Source organism: Vibrio sp. 10N.261.54.E10 (genome assembly GCF_002877735.2).
GTDB lineage: Bacteria > Pseudomonadota > Gammaproteobacteria > Enterobacterales > Vibrionaceae > Vibrio > Vibrio crassostreae_C.
Window position 1 is genome coordinate 1,074,091 of sequence record NZ_MCXE02000002.1, and the last position, 15,547, is coordinate 1,089,637.

Below are 15,547 nucleotides of genomic sequence, written 5' to 3' on the forward strand. Positions count from 1 at the left end.
GTTGTCCCTCGACACTTTTTGGGTTTTAGACATTAGAACGTGTTTGCATGGGCGACTCACCAAACAACTGCTTGTAGCTTTGGCAAAAATATCCCAGATGAAAAAAACCAAAGTCAAAGGCGATTTCATTGATGCACCGTTGTTCGCTCGGATTTTGCAGAATGCGCCGTACCTGGTTGAGACGTACATTTTGTATAAATTGTTTTGGTGATATGTCACAACAGGACTCAAAGGTGTATTGCAGCGTACGGCGACTGACATAAACCGCATCGCACAGTTCAGACACGGTGACGGGTTTACGGTACTGCGAGTTATCTAGGTACTGCCTAATTCGACGCATTGTGTTCTCACGCTGTGAGGCATTGGTTTTTTGCATATTTTGATTAGACGATTGAGCGAACAATTCGACCAACATATCTTGAACAATGGATTGATGAGTTTGAAAAGACCAGCGAGATTGACTCGGGGAGAGTAGTAAGCTCAAGTAAGCTTTTATTTGTTGGGTGTAGTGTTGAGAGCAACCAAGAAAGTGGCTCTTGCTGTTTAATGATTCAATCTCTAGCTGTTGCTGAATCATTTCAACCAGTGAAGGGCTTATGACTAACCCATAAATAGAAAAGGTTTCTGGCGTAAGTAGCTCAAAATCCGCCCCAGCCTCACGGATCAAAATACTATCAGGATTACCTTGTGCGTAATTGATGTGTAAAGGTCTATCGTTAGCACTGATCCCTAACCAAATCCCTTCATTAATACGACATTGCTGCTTGAGTTTTCGGTTGCTGTCTTCTCGAAATAGGTGCACGTGAGAAAATTTTCGTTCACGGATCTGACCTAGAAAACTTCCTTGACTCAGTTGGTCATATTCTTGCTGCCAGTTAAAGAGGCTGGCTGCCTGCTGATTTGCATCAAATGTGTTGAATGTGCACAAATTAGGTGCATAACGCATCAATTCTTCATCCTTTCTCATCATTCCATGACCTACCCATGTGACCCATATTAGTACAGTGTGTCTTTAAGTTTATGTTTATTAGTGCTTTTTTATGTTTGCCGATTCTTGATATTCATTCGGTTCAAAAATCGCTTAATTACTCATATATACAAAAGGTTATTGAGCAAGAACTGAACCAGTTTATGAAGAGGGAATTTATGACAGCAGCTTATCGCCGACAACAAGGGCACCTGGTTTTTAACTTTGAGTCGTTAGCAGATCTGATGGCAAAGGCTACGCCAGAGCGTTCAGGGGATGTTTTGGCTGGTGTATCTGCGACTTCTGCTGCAGAGCGTGTTGTAGCTCAGATGACACTGGCAGACTTGCCCCTAAAGACGTTTTTAAATGAAGCGGTGATCCCTTATGAAAGTGATGAAGTTACTCGTTTAATCATTGATAGCCATGATAGAGAGGCGTTTAAAGCGATTGATCACCTTACAGTGGGAGACTTTCGGAACTGGCTGCTAAGTGATGAAGCCGATAGTCTCACGCTTGCAAAGCTGCGTCCTGGTTTAACTCCAGAAATGGTGGCTGCAGTGAGTAAGATCATGCGTAATCAGGATTTGATCCAAGTCGCCAAAAAATGTCGGGTAGTGACTGCGTTTCGTAACACCATTGGCTTGCCTAGTCGTTTATCCACCCGTTTACAGCCCAATCATCCAACCGATTCTCTCAATGGCATTGCCGCCAGTATTTTTGATGGTTTGATGTATGGCAATGGTGATGCTGTGATCGGCATTAATCCCGCAACAGATAATGTACCACAGGCAATTAAGTTGATGAATCTGATGGAAGAGGTCATTCAACACTACCAGATCCCGACCCAATCTTGCGTATTAACCCATGTTACAAACACGATTGAAGCGATTGAGATGGGCGCTCCGGTGGATCTCGTCTTTCAATCTATTGGTGGCACTCAAGGTACGAACGACACCTTTGGTATTAACCTTTCGATCCTTAAAGAAGCAAACGAAGCGGCGCTTTCGCTGAACCGAGGCACAGTTGGAAGTAACGTCATGTACTTTGAGACAGGGCAAGGAACATCTCTCTCTGCCAATGCTTTTCATGGTGTGGACCAACAAACTTGTGAGACACGGGCTTATGCCGTAGCGCGTCATTTTAATCCATTGTTGGTTAATACCGTGGTCGGCTTTATCGGCCCTGAATATCTCTTTGATGGAAAACAGATTATTCGAGCAGGGCTTGAGGACCATTTTTGTGGCAAATTGCTTGGCCTGCCGATGGGGTGTGATATCTGCTATACCAACCATGCCTATGCCGATCAAAATGATATGGATAACTTACTGACATTGCTCGGTGTCGCTGAGTGCTCGTTCATTATGGGGATTCCGGGTTCCGATGACATCATGCTCAATTATCAAACAACCTCGTTTCATGATGCACTTTATGCACGCAAGGTGTTGGGTTTAAAACCTGCGCCGGAGTTTGAGGAGTGGCTAACTCAGATGCAGATTTTTGATGATGTAAAAGATGTGCGCCTAAATGAACGACTCTCCGGCTCATTTGCTGGCGCTCTAGCACAACTTAATGGAGGCCCCGCACATGGGTAAGGTGGTCTCTATGGCAAAACATTCTGCTTCTAAGTTGGTAACTCAAAACCCTTGGCACGAGCTTAAAGGTTTTACATCGGCACGTATTGCACTGGGTCGAAGTGGAAATAGCGTTCCAACTAAAGAGTTGCTTTCATTTCAACTCGACCATGCACAGGCGATGGATGCCGTTCATTGTGCTTTAGATGTGGATTCATTGGTTGAGCTCATCGCTCAATCAAACTCGGTCATTCAACACACTTCTCAGGCACCAATTAAGGCGCACAGCAAAGCGACAGACAGATTCATGTATTTGCAAAGGCCGGATCTTGGTCGTGAGCTTGATGACGTCTGTTGGAATCAGTTGCAAGCCGTTCTTCATTCAGAGTCTCCCCCGTTTGATCTCGCGATAGTAGTGGCTGATGGCTTGTCTTCAATTGCCATTCAAAATCATGCAAATCCAGTCATTGAGCATCTGCTTTCTTTATTAGGGGAAGACGAAGTGCCGTGGCATGTTGCTCCTATTACTGTTGTGAGGCAGGGCCGAGTGGCAATAGGAGATGATGTTTGCGAGTGCTTACAAGCCAAGATGGTGGTGGTTTTGATTGGTGAACGCCCGGGACTGACCTCTCCAGATAGCATGGGTATGTACCTGACTTGGCAGGCAAGAAGAGGAGCAAAAGACTCTGATAGGAACTGCATTTCTAATATTCGCCCACAGGGGTTGGCTTATGAAGATGCGTGTAAGCGAGCGGTATACCTATTGAAGGAAGCTCGTCGGCTAGAGCTTTCTGGGGTCAACCTTAAAGACCGTTCGAGTATCGAGGAAGAAGGTGGTGAGCAGTTAGAAGACAAGCACACAGGCAATTTTTTAATTGGATAAAAGACAAAAATAGAGGGATTTACAATGTCAGAACATCAGGAATATTTGGCGCAAAGACAACTTAAAAGGGGCACTGCTGGGTGGATTTTGCTAGCAGGGTTAGGCGTTTCATACGTGATCTCTGGTGACTTTGCAGGCTGGAACTTTGGTATCGGTCAAGCTGGTTGGGGAGGCTTTCTTATTGCTGCAATTGCTATGGCGGTGATGTACTTTACCCTTGTCCTTTCTTTGGCGGAGATGTCTGCGGCTATTCCCGCTGCAGGAGGTGGCTATAGTTTTGCTCGACAAGCCATGGGACCAACGGGGGGATTTTTTACCGGCTTATCCGTCTTAATTGAGTATGCCCTTGCACCTGCCGCGATTGTCATTTTTATTGGCTCAGCGGTGAATGAACTAATGGGTATCGATGGTCCTCTTGTTTACGCGATCTTTTATGCCATCTTTATCGGTATTCATATGGCAGGGGTAGGAGAAGCTCTGAAAGTCATGATGGTCATCAGTGGGTTAGCCGTACTAGCAATTCTTATGACAGCAGGCGTATTGGTTAGTGAGTTTGATGCTAATAATCTGTTTGATATCGCTCCGGCAACCGCACAAGCCACAGAACTACTTCCTTTTGGTTGGTATGGTGTATGGGCGGCACTACCGTTTGCAATGTGGCTTTTTCTTGCGGTAGAAGGGGTTCCATTGGCTGCTGAAGAGGCGAAAAACCCGGCCAAGGATGTACCCAAAGGCATTATCGGCGCAATGCTATTCTTACTGGTCACCGCTACCTTAGTCGTTCTGCTGCTTGCGGGCGCTGTGGGTTCTGAAGCGATTGCGAATAGCGCCGTTCCTCTAGTCGATGCATTGAAGTTGACCGGTAATCCAACCGTTGCAACGGCTGTTAATATACTAGGACTTGCAGGACTTATTGCTTCATTCTTCTCGATTATCTACGGTTATAGCCGCTTGGTGTTTGCATTGTCTCGTGCGGGTTACTTGCCTCAAAGCTTGTCGCTTACAAACCAAAACAAAGTGCCTGCTCGTGCTTTAGTGGTGCCGGGTGTGTTTGGTTTTGCTGTGTCATTGACCGGAGAAGGCGACCTGATCTTGGCGATGGCGGTAGTGGGGGCGACAGTGTCTTATGCATTAATGTCGCTTAGTCATATATTGTTGCGTATCAAGCAACCAGAGCTTCACCGTCCATACAAAACACCGGGTGGCATGCTGACTTCCGGCACTTCACTAGTGCTGTCGCTTATTGCAATGACGGGTGTTTATGCTTTTGACCCATCTGCATTCTTTATGACTATGGGACTCTTTGTGATTGGTGGTGCTTATTATGGCCTATATAGCCGTAATAAATTGGTCGCATCGACCGCTGAGGAAGAGTTTGAGATGCTGTCGGTTGCAGAGAAAGAGCTTGAGGCTACTAATTAGATTCAATTTCTAATGGTATTTAAGGCTCTAGTGCTTTGCTGGAGCCTTTATTACACTACTTGTAGTAACTTGCGTGTAAACCCCAATCGTCATCACCTCTAACGATAAATATTAATTTAGAAATAGTGCTGTTTTAGGATCATTTTCTTGGAACGTTTTTGTCCAGACACTTGTCATGATTTTTTATAACGAGTTAGATTCATAGCGACGAGCCCCGAAGTTCATTGATAGTGAAGTTTTCATCGCGCTAATCATGTCGATTGCCTTTCTCTAAAGATAAGTTGAAATGATGCAAAGGAAGAATTCGGCATAGATTATGAATGGGATTGATTCAGTAGACGGAATATATGATTCACTAGTAATTAGGATGAATTACTGTTCGCATGTGTATATGTAGCCTACTCCAGACTAACTTCCCTCACACCCCAACACAGCCACAAACGCATCCAAATATTGCTCGATAGTTAAATCCGCAGAAACGGGCGGCAGTTCTACGGTAATACACGGTAAGTTTCTTTCTTGGCACCATGTACCGAATGAGCCTGGGGTTTCGTAATCCACGTCTTCCACGAGTGGTAGGTTGAACTGCTTGCCTAGCCAAGTGGCGAGTTCCGATTGGGTTGGGTCGTCGACCATAGCGAGTGGTTCGTGGAAAGAGATGACGAACTTGGGTTGGCGTTGCTCAATGAGGTTAATGAGCGACTGCACTTCCGGTTCAAGCAGATCGGCTTGTCCCGTTTTTACTTTTACATCTCTGACTGGTGTGTGAGAACTCCAGCGATAGACGGTCCCGTTTTCTGTCCAGTTCTGAGTCGGAAAGGCGCGGTTTAGATCGACTTGGTTAGCGTTGGCACGAGTACCCAATTGATTGCCGTCCGGGTTCATCGACAGGATTACATCGTGTCGTAAGTTGGCGGCAGGCAAACATCTTAGCGCGCAAGATAAACCTGCGATAGAAGCCGTTTCATCACCGTGTGTGCCTGCTAAAATCAGCCCGCGAGACTCGCTTTCTACTTGCGCGGGGAAATAGAGCAAGGGTGCGCCCAATACCGAATTTCCATATGACAGCGGCTTTATTGAAAATGCAACTCTTTCCGTTCTTGGAATTAAACTCACCTTTATCTCCTGATTGATCAAGTACTATCAAGTATTAACGATTACACAAACTTACTTAAATAAACTAAAGCGTTAAAACTCGTCAACAGTCGCATTGTTAATTTTATTACTTGCTTCAAAGATAGGCTAGGAGAGCAAAAACATATGGATTTTAAGAAACATTCAACGGCTTTACTCATTTCATCTCTATTGACCCCTTTTATCTCAGTAACTGCCGTTGCTGACACATTGCCTGCGGGAACTTCTCTGGCGAAAGAACAACATTTAGTTCGTGCTAACGATGCAGAAGCGGCGACGCTTGACCCTGCGAAAGCAGAAGGCCTGCCAGAAATGCACATTCTACGTGACCTATTTGAAGGTTTAGTGATTCAAGATCGCGATGGCAATATCACCCCAGGTGTTGCACAGTCTTGGGAAACCGAAGACAACCAGACGTTTGTATTCCATCTGCGTAAAGACGCGCAGTGGTCGAATGGCGATCCGGTGACGGCCGATGATTTCGTGTATGCGATAAGACGCGCGGTAGACCCTAAAACGGCATCGCCAAATGTGTGGTACCTAAAGCTTACTCAAATCAACAATATTGCTGATGTGGCAGAAGGTAAGAAGCCGATTGAAGAACTAGGCGTGTCGGCTATTGATAAGCACACCGTCCGTTTTGAACTCGACAGCCAAGTACCTTACTTTGTGGCAATGACGGGCCACACATCTATGATGCCAGTGCATCAATCAGCCCTAGAAAGTAGCGACAAGCCGTGGAGCGACCCTAAGCAATTTGTTGGTAATGGAGCATTTGTGCTAGACGAGTGGGTGGTGAACGAGCGCATTGAGCTGAAGAAGAACCCGAAATATTGGGACAGTTCAGATACGCATTTAACCGAAGTGACTTACATTCCGTTTGAGAACCAGAATGCCTCGATTAACCGTTATGCGGTGGGCGAGGTCGATATTACTTCGGACGTGCCTACACACATGGCGCAGCAGCTTAAAAGCAAATATCAAGATGCGTTTACCACAGTGCCTCTGTTGTGTACTTACTACTACGCATTCAATACTACGCGACCACCTTTTGATGATGCGCGAGTCCGTAAGGCTGTCTCTTATTCCATGATGCGTGACGTTATCACCAATGGTGTTACTCAGGTCGGCAACTTACCGGCTTATACCTTTGCTCATGAGTACACGGCTGGTTTTGATGCGACACAACCTGAATACAGTACTTGGACTCAGAAGGAGCGTGATCAAAAAGCAAAAGAGCTACTGAAAGAAGCGGGCTACGATGCGTCTAATCCGTTGGACTTCAAACTGCTTTACAACACCAGTGAATCGAACAAGTCCATAGCAGTGGCGATTGCATCAATGCTGAAAGGCAACTTAGGTGCACAAGTTGAGCTTGAAAACCAAGAGTGGAAGTCTTACTTGGTGTCACGTCGCCAAGGTGATTTCGATGTAATGCGCGCCTCTTGGTGTGGTGACTATAACGAAGCATCAACCTTCTTGAGCCTATTGCGTTCTGGCTCTTCAGGTAACTTTGCTCGTTACAATAACGACAAGTACGACGCAGCAATGGACAGCGCCTTAGCTGCAACCAGTGAACAAGATCGCCAAGGTTTCTATGATCAAGCAGAACAGTTGTTGGCAGAAGATATGCCGATCGCACCAATTTACTACTACATGCAGGCTCGTCTAGTACGACCAAGTGTTGGTGGTTTTGCGAAGAACAATGTAGAAGGGCGTATCTATTCTAAGGATCTCTACATCAAAGAGTAATTGCGTTTGATTCACGCGGCGACACACCGCTAAGAACATGAAATAAAGAAAAGGGACGTTGATCATAAATATCTGATCAACGTCCCTTCGTCATTAATCTGTAACGGTAAGCGCAAAAAACTGAAACCTGATTGAAGTATTTTTCACTTTTATTTCAATCAGGTGAAGCCATGTTACCCCCTCTACGTGCTCTTGTTGCGTTCGAAGCTGTTGCTCGCCTCGGTTCTATTGGCGCTGCTGCGCGCGAGCTTTGTGTCACGCAAGCGGCGGTTAGCCAACAGCTCAAAAGTTTAGAAACCTTCCTCGATACCACCTTGTTTGAACGCAGCTCTAAAGGCGCAAAGCTGACGTCAGCTGCTCAGCATTATCAACCGATTGTTGCGGGTTCATTAGCACACCTGAAATTACAGACTCAGATCTTGTTCGGTGAAAAAGAAACCGACGTGTTGAGCCTGCGCGTAAACCACACCTTTTGTCATAACTGGCTGTTACCTCGACTGCCAGCCTTCTATAAGAAATACCCTTTTATCAGGCTCGATATTCAGCTGGTGGACTGGCCATCAACCAACCCTTGCCAGAATGTCGATATCGAACTGACTAACGGCAAGGTCGAAAGCGAAGACACCCATTGTGAGCGACTGTTTCAAGAACACTGGCAGTTGGTGTGTAGCCCAGACTTTAAAAACCAATATCAAGATTCCTTGGTTGAGCATGATTTTTCTGCTCTGCCGACCGTGCAAGTAAAAGGCTACCGAGAGAACTGGCTGCAATGGTTGAGTCACAACCAATTCGAGATGACCCTACCGAAGGTGTTATTGGAGGTGAGTAATTCTTTGCACGCCTTAGAAGCGGTCAAACATGGCATTGGCGTGTTGTTGGTGCGTTCGCTTGCGGTGTCTGAGCTGTTAGAGAAAAACGATCTGGTTCTGGCGACAGAGTCCTCAATGCCTGCTGAATCTGCCCACTATTTGATTACTAAACACCGACGCAGTGCCAAGGTGAATTTCTTTTGTGATTGGCTTTATCACCAGATGGAAGACGGTGAACTGGAAGAAAGATTTTCTAATGGGTAGCCATAAAAAAAATGAAGGGCGCTCTTACTAACCTGTCACACAAACCCCTTAATTTAACCGCATACAAATAAGGACGAGGTCACCATGAGTGCTTTCTCAGAACCAATGAAAAACCGCTTAAAGGTACTGCTATTTACTGCACCGTTGTTGGTGCCACTGTTTACTTTTTGGCTCGTACCATTTGGTTATTCGATTTACATCAGCTTCACCGACTGGGATTACATCTCGCCAGATTATTCGTTCATCGGTTTAGAAAATTACGAGTACATGGTTGAGGATTACGAGTTCATCCAAGCGATGCTCAATACGTTTTGGTTCTCTGTGGGTGTGGTGATTCCCACCATTATTCTTGGGCTTGTGTTTGCGATGTTGTTGCACAAAAACTTCAAGGGCAGCCAGTTCTATCGTGCGGTGATCTTCTCTCCTTGGATCACGCCAACGGTCGCGGTGTCGATTGTGTGGTCTTGGGTGTTCGAGACGAAGTCAGGCTTGGCCAACCACTTATTAGAGTCGGCAGGGTTTAGCGCAATTCCATGGTTAGAGAACGGAAACACAGCCTTGATTGCGGTGATTATCGTGACGGTTTGGCAGGCGATTGGTTGGACGATGCTGTTTTACATCAGTGCGCTCAACAAAATTCCAGAGTCCCTGTATGAGGCCTCTTTGATCGATGGTTGCAGCAGCTTAACGCGATTTTTGAAGATAACGTTGCCGCTGATTTCACCAACCACATTCTTCTTAGTAGTGGTCAACATTATCACGGCAATGCAGGCGTTCGATCAGTTCCAGATCCTAACGCAAGGCGGGCCGGGCGGTGAGACTCGTACCTTGTTGTACTTGTTCTACCAACAAGCGTTTGAGCGTTACGAAATGGGACCTGCGGCCGCAACATCGTTAGTGATATTCCTGATTACTGGATTGTTGGCACTTATTAATACTTACATCGGCAAGCGCTGGGTGTACTACTAGTCGATTTTTGAAAGGACAGAATTATGACCACGCAAGTATTGGATGCCAATCAAGTCTTAAATCAAAGAGCGGCTGAATCTAAAGTCACAACCCAAACGAAAGCGGCCAAATCAGAGATTGCGTCAAAGAGAAGCTCAGTGGATCGCCGTTCGTTTATCGCACTGGCTAAGCACCTGTTCTTGGCAACCTGCGGAACCATTATGGTGTTCCCGTTCTTATGGATGTTGTCTGGTTCTCTGAAAACCAATGATGAGATCTTTGCTAACCCACTGGACTTGATTCCAGAGCAGTTTCGCTGGGAAACCTTTGTCGAAACCTTCCACAGCGCGCCGTTTGGCTTGTACATCTTCAACAGCTTTAGCGTGGCTTTGTTCACGACTCTGTTGGTGATTGTGAATTCCGCGATGTTTGCATACGCGCTGACTCAGCTGAAGTTTCGCTCGAAGACCGTGCTCTATTTCATCGTGATGGGCTGTTACATGCTGCCGGGTGCAGTGACTTACATTCCGTCTTACATCACTTTGGCAAAACTGGGTTTGTTGGATTCACACATGGGCTTAGTTGCGTCGAACGCGGCGTCGGTTTTCGGTGTGTTTTATCTACGCCAAGTGTTTATCAAGGTGCATCCGTCGCTGATTGAAGCGGCACGAATTGATGGTGCAGGTGAGCTCAAGATCTTATGGGCAATCATCTTACCGCAATGCCGAGCAGCAGTCGCAACACTGTTCCTCATCACTTTTATTACCAATTACAACAGCTACATGTGGCCAAGCCTGGTGATTACGACTCAGGATTTAAATCTGATCGCTACTGGTATTCGTCACTACTTTATTGCCGAAGGTAACTATGGGTTGAACTGGTCGCAAATTATGGCGGCGAGCACCATTGCAGTATTGCCTTTGTTAATTCTATTCGTCATTTGTCAAAAGACGATTCTTTCAGGTATCGCCGATAACGGCGTAAAAGAGTAAACGGAAATGAAACTAAAAACTCTCGCACTAGTGTGTGCTGGCGCAGCAAGCGCGTCTATGTTCTCTAGCAGTGTTCTTGCGGCAACCGAAGTTAACTTTTGGTATTCCGGTGGTACTAAGCCACAGCAAATGATGACTAAGCTCATCGAAGAGTTCAACGCGAGCCAAGATGAGTATGTGGTGAAGCCTGCATTGCAAGGTAACTACACGGAAACCTACCAGAAGCTGCAAGCTGGTTTAGCGTCGAAAACGGCACCTGAACTTGTGCTATTAGATTCAGGTCGTGCGGAAGCGATGCACGGGCGTGGTCTGAGCCGTGACCTAACGCCGTTCATGGATGAAGAGTTCAACTTCTCTGATTTCATTGGCGCGTTTAAAGACCAAGTGACGGCAGACGACGGCACCATCATCGGCTTACCTGCTTACGGTACGACTCAAGTGTTTTACTACAACAAGCAGGTATTGGCAGATAACGGCTTTACCGAGCAAGACCTAAACACATGGCAAGGCGTGGCTAAAGTCGCGGAGAAAGTTACTCAACGTGATGACAAAGGCAACGTGACCTTTTACGGCTGGGAGCCGATGTGGGGCCAAGACAACATGATTGACGCGGCTTTCTCTAACGGTGCGAAGATCATCAGTGATGATGGCAAAACAGTGCTAATCGATTCAGCTGAATGGGTTGAGGTGTGGGACAGTTTCCGTAAGTGGATCCACGACGATCAAATCATGCGTATTCACTACGGCGGTCAAGGCTGGGAATACTGGTACAAAACCATTGATGACGTGATGAAAGACAACGCATTGGGCTATACCGGTTCATCAGGTGACCAAGGTGACTTGGACTTCACTAAGCTTTCAGCAACTACACAGCCGGGTTGGGGTTCAAACCCTTCTGCGCCACAAGCGGGTGCGCTGGTTTACGTAATGCCAAAAGGCACAGATGACGCAGCGGCGAAAGGTGCATTTGAGTTTGTTGAGTTCTACACCAACGCGAAAAACACGGCAGCATGGTCGATGTTTACGGGCTACATCCCTGTGCGCAACAGTGTTTCTGAAGTTCCAGAATACCAAGCGTTCACCAAAGACAACCCACAAGCTCTGATTCCGTTGAAGCAAGCAAACACGGCGACCAAAGATTTCCTTGACCCTACCAACGGTAAGATTATGGATGCGCTGAAGGTGGCTGCAGACCAGATTCAAATCCAAAACGTGCCTGCTGACAAAGCGCTAAAACAAGCGGCTAAGAAAGCGCAACGTGCACTAGACCGAGCGAATCGTTCTTAATCTGCAAAGTGGATTAACACTATCTTTGCATGCATAAAGGCCCATCTACTCGGGTGGGCCTCTTTTTGACCCAGTCCTTCAATTAGGACGAATTTGGTGAAGACAATGACCCAATTTCAAGGTGAACTGCCGTTTGGCAGAGTACGTATCCCCTTTGATGTACCAGCAGGTTCTCACTGCGTAACCATTACTGGTACGACGGTGAAAAAAGGATTCTTATACGCTGCGGCATACGATGCCAACCAAGCATTTCGTGGCAAGGTGTTGTTTGAAAAGGCGCACAAGTCACTCACTATCCAACCGGAAAACTCTGGCTTAGGCGCGATTGATGGTGTGACCCCGCCGGGCGAGTGGTTCTTAGAACTTTATAACCTTGAAGGTGAGTTTCGCACTGAGCGCGCGATGCAGTATCAAGTGGATGTTCTTTGCTCTGATGAGTTAGTGAATAACGATATTGAGCTAGAACTGAACCCAACGGTGACAAGTGAACATGATATCGAGTTCGATTACAGCCACATGCTGAGTTCTGATTCTCGCTGGTATCGTGGCGACTTACACGCTCACACTCAGCTTTCTGATGGTCACAATACCTTGGCTGCGGCTAAAGATATTGTTGAATCTCAAGGGCTCGATTTTTTCTTCTTCACTGAGCACAACATTTGCCAGCCTAAGCTGCCCGTTTCAACACAGTGTTTGTTTCTACCAGCGTTAGAAGTCACGACCGATCTCGGGCATTTTAATGTGCATGGCCCGGTTAAGTCTTTAGACCTTAGAGACGTTGAGCACAGCAGCCAAGCGACGATGGAAGCAGGATTGAACTTAGCCAAAAGTGGACACAGTTCCCTTGGCATTAATCACCCGATGATGAAGCCGTGGCATTGGCATTACGATCAAGTGGATCTTAGCCAAGTGTCTACGTTTGAAGTGTGTTGTGACCCAACGTGGTCGACCTCGCCAAAAGCGACCGAAGAGGCGTTATTGGTTCTCAATGAAATGTGGAATTGTGGCCAACGCATTACGGCGATTGGCGGCAGTGATTCACACCTTGAACCCCATGAACGCAATCCAAAATCGGATGAACCTTCTATCTACGGTGACCCATCAACTTTCGTTTACAGCCATGGTTTGAGCGGCGAAGGCATCTTGTCTGGTTTGCGTAATGGGCAGGTTTACCTAGAGCGCCGCTGTGGCCTGAAGTTTGACATCAACTTAGGTGATTTGCTGCCGGGCAACGACTCTCAAGGGCAGGCTCTCACTTATCGTATCGCTGTCACTGATTCAGAAAACCTTTACTACGCTGAGTGCGTGGTGGATGGCGAGATTGTTGAACGAATCGCTCTGAATGATGAGCTGCAAAGTATCCATATTGATGAAGGCTACCGTTGGTGCCGAGTGGATATCCGTCGTGGAGAACTTTCTTCTGCATTAATCAACAGCACTCAATCTGCATGTGACGAACGTGAGTTTGAAGGCTGCATCAATGCCGTATTCGACGGCAAACAACCAGAATTTAACCAACCCCTAGTGCGTACTTGGGGAGAACTAATGGAGCGAATGAGCCGTGATGAAGTTTAAGGCGATGTTATTTGATAAAGACGGCACATTGATAGAGTTCCACAAGATGTGGCTTAACGTTTCTCGTGGTGCTTGTGAGCGTGTGAAATCTTACAGTGACCAGCATCAGGGTAATCAAACTGTCACACCTGCTGAGTTACTCTTGGCTATCGGTGTTGAAGGTGATGTGGTTGATAACTATGGACTATTAGCCTCAAATCCAGTGGAAGATACCGCAACAGCGTGGTTCAACATGCTGCAACCGAATGTCTCGCTCACTGAATTCACTAAGGTGACCAAAGCCGCTTTCAATGATGAAGTGGAAGAGAACCCAAGCTGGATTGAAGCCCTGCCGGGTGTGGCTGAAAAGCTTGACCTGTTTAAGCAGCAAGGCATGATTTTAGGTATCGCGACCGCAGACACCAAAGACTCGACCATCTACACACTGGAGCAATCGGGTTTGAGCGAGATGTTCGATTATGTTGGTTATTCTGATGGCGATATCGAACCTAAACCAGCGCCAGCACTGCTCAATGCCTTCTGTGAACAGTGTGGCATCGAGCCACATGAAGTGATCATGTTTGGTGACACGGTTTCAGATATGGAATTTGGCCGCAATGCAGGCGCAAGCAGTGTCGGTGTTCTGACGGGGACTGCACAACACAGCGAGTTAGAGCCAGTGGCGGATCTGGTTATCGCATCAGTCGCCCATTTTGAGCTCAACCAACTGTAAGAACGTGGCTAAAACGTCCGCGACAGATTGCAAAGATAGTATTTAACGAATTGATTTAAGGACAGGTTATGGCTGAAGTCACACTGAGAGGGGTAGAAAAAACCTACCCAAATGGTTTTAAGGCTGTGCACGGTGTCGATCTGAATATTCGCGAAGGTGAGTTCATGGTGTTTGTTGGGCCGTCTGGCTGCGCAAAATCCACGACACTTCGCATGATCGCAGGCCTTGAAGATATCTCAGAAGGCGATGTCTACATTGGCGATAAGCGTGTAAACGAATTGCCACCTAAAGATCGTGGTATCTCGATGGTGTTTCAGAACTACGCGCTTTATCCGCACATGTCGGTGTACGAAAACATGGCTTTTGGCCTGAAGCAACAGAAGCTGCCAAAGCATGAAATCAATGAGCGAATTGAAGATGCAGCCAAGACTCTCGATATCGAACACCTGCTAAATAATAAGCCGGGTGAAATGTCGGGTGGTCAAAGGCAGCGTGTGGCGCTTGGCCGTGCGATGGTGCGTAAGCCAGATGTGTTTTTGTTTGACGAGCCCTTGTCTAACTTGGATGCCAAGCTGCGTGTTTCGACTCGTGTCAGCATTGCACAGCTGCACAATAACCTGAAGCAAGAAGGGCAGAACGCCACCATGATCTATGTGACACACGATCAGGTGGAAGCCATGACCCTTGGCGATCGCATCTGTGTGTTGAATCAAGGTGAGATTATGCAAGTCGATACGCCAATGAACCTTTATCAGTACCCAGCAAACAAGTTTGTCGCAGGCTTTATTGGTTCGCCAGCGATGAATCTTCTCAAGGTGAGATTGGATGAGATTGATGGCGTGATGAACGTGGTCTCTGAAAGTGGGACTCGTTGGACACTGCCACAAGACAAGCAGATTATCGCTCGTGAAAAGATGGGTGAGTGGGTATGGTTTGGTGTTCGTCCAGAGCACATTCAACTGGCTAATCACGATGCGCCGCTGGCGGAAGTGAATAATCAAACGCACAGGCTTGATGTGGTTGAGTCGATGGGTAATGAGCTGTATCTCTACTTTAAACTCGGTGCAGATAAGCTGGTGGCTCGCGTGCCTTTTGATGCGGATCGCACGGCAAACAGTGGTGAAGAAACGGTGCTGCATTTCAACACCAGCCAATGTCACTTATTCGATTTAGAAACCGAAGAAGCATTGACTGAATAAACGAGTTGAAAAAGGCCTCCTAATCGAGGCCT

At 46.7% G+C, this 15,547-nt stretch carries 13 protein-coding genes; 11 read left to right on the plus strand and 2 right to left on the minus strand.

Annotated elements, in window-relative coordinates; all coding sequences use genetic code 11:
* Positions 1-25: 25 nt before the first annotated feature.
* Positions 26-946, minus strand: a complete 921-nt coding sequence (locus BCU07_RS15945; RefSeq protein WP_017067657.1) for a helix-turn-helix domain-containing protein — start codon at positions 944-946, stop codon at positions 26-28.
* A 200-nt stretch (positions 947-1,146) separates the two neighbouring features.
* Here BCU07_RS15945 and BCU07_RS15950 point away from each other — a divergent pair, with 200 nt between their 5' ends.
* From BCU07_RS15950 to eat, 3 genes are read left to right on the plus strand one after another with little or no spacing between them, the layout of a single operon-like run.
* Complete coding sequence (locus BCU07_RS15950; protein ID WP_017061645.1) at positions 1,147-2,559, plus strand: ethanolamine ammonia-lyase subunit EutB; 1,413 nt, start codon at positions 1,147-1,149, stop codon at positions 2,557-2,559.
* The gene (gene eutC, locus BCU07_RS15955; protein ID WP_017067008.1) at positions 2,552-3,421 is read left to right on the plus strand and encodes an ethanolamine ammonia-lyase subunit EutC; all 870 of its coding nucleotides are present in this window, start codon (positions 2,552-2,554) and stop codon (positions 3,419-3,421) included. The genes BCU07_RS15950 and eutC overlap by 8 nt, the downstream gene beginning before the upstream one ends.
* A 24-nt stretch (positions 3,422-3,445) precedes the next feature.
* A complete protein-coding gene (gene eat, locus BCU07_RS15960) occupies positions 3,446-4,843 on the plus strand; it encodes an ethanolamine permease (RefSeq protein ID WP_102320877.1) in 1,398 nt (465 codons plus the stop codon).
* A 408-nt stretch (positions 4,844-5,251) separates the two neighbouring features.
* Here the strand turns inward: eat and mpaA are convergent, their stop codons facing one another.
* Positions 5,252-5,959, minus strand: coding sequence for a murein tripeptide amidase MpaA (mpaA, locus tag BCU07_RS15965; RefSeq protein WP_102428699.1), 708 nt, complete (start codon positions 5,957-5,959; stop codon positions 5,252-5,254).
* A gap of 144 nt (positions 5,960-6,103) precedes the next feature.
* Between mpaA and BCU07_RS15970 the strand changes: the two genes are divergently transcribed.
* The 8 genes from BCU07_RS15970 (at position 6,104) to BCU07_RS16005 (ending at position 15,515) form a co-directional block, all read left to right on the plus strand.
* Entirely contained in the window at positions 6,104-7,729 is a 1,626-nt protein-coding gene (locus BCU07_RS15970; protein WP_102428700.1) for an ABC transporter substrate-binding protein, read from the plus strand.
* 170 nt (positions 7,730-7,899) lie between these two features.
* Entirely contained in the window at positions 7,900-8,802 is a 903-nt protein-coding gene (locus tag BCU07_RS15975) for a LysR substrate-binding domain-containing protein (RefSeq protein ID WP_102428701.1), read from the plus strand.
* An 84-nt stretch (positions 8,803-8,886) separates the two neighbouring features.
* Positions 8,887-9,771, plus strand: coding sequence for a carbohydrate ABC transporter permease (locus BCU07_RS15980; protein WP_017064953.1), 885 nt, complete (start codon positions 8,887-8,889; stop codon positions 9,769-9,771).
* A 23-nt stretch (positions 9,772-9,794) separates the two neighbouring features.
* Complete coding sequence (locus tag BCU07_RS15985; protein ID WP_102428702.1) at positions 9,795-10,742, plus strand: carbohydrate ABC transporter permease; 948 nt, start codon at positions 9,795-9,797, stop codon at positions 10,740-10,742.
* A 6-nt stretch (positions 10,743-10,748) separates the two neighbouring features.
* The gene (locus BCU07_RS15990) at positions 10,749-12,029 is read left to right on the plus strand and encodes an extracellular solute-binding protein (protein ID WP_065584077.1); all 1,281 of its coding nucleotides are present in this window, start codon (positions 10,749-10,751) and stop codon (positions 12,027-12,029) included.
* A 105-nt stretch (positions 12,030-12,134) separates the two neighbouring features.
* Positions 12,135-13,604: a CehA/McbA family metallohydrolase gene (locus BCU07_RS15995; protein ID WP_102428703.1), complete on the plus strand. Its 1,470-nt coding sequence runs from the start codon at positions 12,135-12,137 to the stop codon at positions 13,602-13,604.
* A complete protein-coding gene (locus BCU07_RS16000; RefSeq protein ID WP_102428704.1) occupies positions 13,594-14,316 on the plus strand; it encodes an HAD family hydrolase in 723 nt (240 codons plus the stop codon). Before BCU07_RS15995 ends, BCU07_RS16000 begins: the two co-directional genes overlap by 11 nt.
* Before the next feature lie 68 nt (positions 14,317-14,384).
* Complete coding sequence (locus BCU07_RS16005) at positions 14,385-15,515, plus strand: ABC transporter ATP-binding protein (RefSeq protein ID WP_102428705.1); 1,131 nt, start codon at positions 14,385-14,387, stop codon at positions 15,513-15,515.
* Positions 15,516-15,547: the final 32 nt, after the last annotated feature.

Bases quoted from the DNA above. Each gene is read 5' to 3' on its own strand.
- BCU07_RS15970 (WP_102428700.1), top strand. From the start codon at position 6,104: ATGGATTTTAAGAAACATTCAACGGCTTTACTCATTTCATCTCTATTG.
- BCU07_RS15985 (WP_102428702.1), top strand. From the start codon at position 9,795: ATGACCACGCAAGTATTGGATGCCAATCAAGTCTTAAATCAAAGAGCG.
- BCU07_RS15990 (WP_065584077.1), top strand. From the start codon at position 10,749: ATGAAACTAAAAACTCTCGCACTAGTGTGTGCTGGCGCAGCAAGCGCG.
- eutC (WP_017067008.1), top strand. From the start codon at position 2,552: ATGGGTAAGGTGGTCTCTATGGCAAAACATTCTGCTTCTAAGTTGGTA.
- eat (WP_102320877.1), top strand. From the start codon at position 3,446: ATGTCAGAACATCAGGAATATTTGGCGCAAAGACAACTTAAAAGGGGC.
- BCU07_RS15995 (WP_102428703.1), top strand. From the start codon at position 12,135: ATGACCCAATTTCAAGGTGAACTGCCGTTTGGCAGAGTACGTATCCCC.
- BCU07_RS16000 (WP_102428704.1), top strand. From the start codon at position 13,594: ATGAAGTTTAAGGCGATGTTATTTGATAAAGACGGCACATTGATAGAG.
- BCU07_RS15980 (WP_017064953.1), top strand. From the start codon at position 8,887: ATGAGTGCTTTCTCAGAACCAATGAAAAACCGCTTAAAGGTACTGCTA.
- BCU07_RS16005 (WP_102428705.1), top strand. From the start codon at position 14,385: ATGGCTGAAGTCACACTGAGAGGGGTAGAAAAAACCTACCCAAATGGT.
- BCU07_RS15945 (WP_017067657.1), bottom strand. From the start codon at position 946: ATGCGTTATGCACCTAATTTGTGCACATTCAACACATTTGATGCAAAT.
- BCU07_RS15975 (WP_102428701.1), top strand. From the start codon at position 7,900: ATGTTACCCCCTCTACGTGCTCTTGTTGCGTTCGAAGCTGTTGCTCGC.
- BCU07_RS15950 (WP_017061645.1), top strand. From the start codon at position 1,147: ATGACAGCAGCTTATCGCCGACAACAAGGGCACCTGGTTTTTAACTTT.